The sequence below is a fragment of the Georgenia alba genome (assembly GCF_042665525.1).
Lineage (GTDB): Bacteria > Actinomycetota > Actinomycetes > Actinomycetales > Actinomycetaceae > Allobogoriella > Allobogoriella alba.
Window position 1 is genome coordinate 1 of record NZ_JBHTCQ010000010.1, and the last position, 596, is coordinate 596.

General features: G+C 52.5%; 1 protein-coding gene. It reads right to left on the reverse strand.

All coding sequences use genetic code 11. The features are described from left to right. The coding region (locus tag ACFQQL_RS19105) for an IucA/IucC family protein (RefSeq protein WP_382396836.1) at nt 1-596 on the reverse strand (596 nt) is incomplete at both ends.

Here is a 596-nt window from a genome sequence, read left to right on the forward strand (position 1 = left end):
GGGGATACGGTCCGGACCGCGCTCGTTGCCTGTACGTTTACCGGCAGTTTGGCATGCACGTTCATCCCAGTCAGCGCCATCGTCCGAAATGACAAGGTGGCGGATGACGGAATTTCAACTGGCAGCGGAATGATCGTTCTTTCGCTCAGTTCTGCGGCGAACGCTTGCGGCAGCACGTGTTCATATTGCCACGGATGAAGGAGAAACGGATGGTAGCTCTCCATCTTCTCTCCAAGGGAGGAGAGGATGTGTTCCGCTGCCCGCTCAACAGCTGGACATTCTTTATAAAGCATCGGCTTGCCGCCCTCGCTCGTTACCGTAAGACTCGTGTGGACGAGCACGGTCTTGAGCATGATCTCCCGCTCGAATTCTGGCGCGTAATGCAGCACCTCTTCCTTACTCAGTCCAAGCTTTGTTTTCGTTGACGGATGCAGCGGATGCCCCTCAATGACAAGTGCTTCCGAATAGACGAGCTCATCAAAACGGCGGCATTCTGAGAGCAGCTTCAAAAATTGAATAAAAGAAACCGGCTGTTTTTTCTTGTGAAACGCTATGGTCGTCTCTGCCTGACGCTTTACCCATGTCTTTTTTTGTTC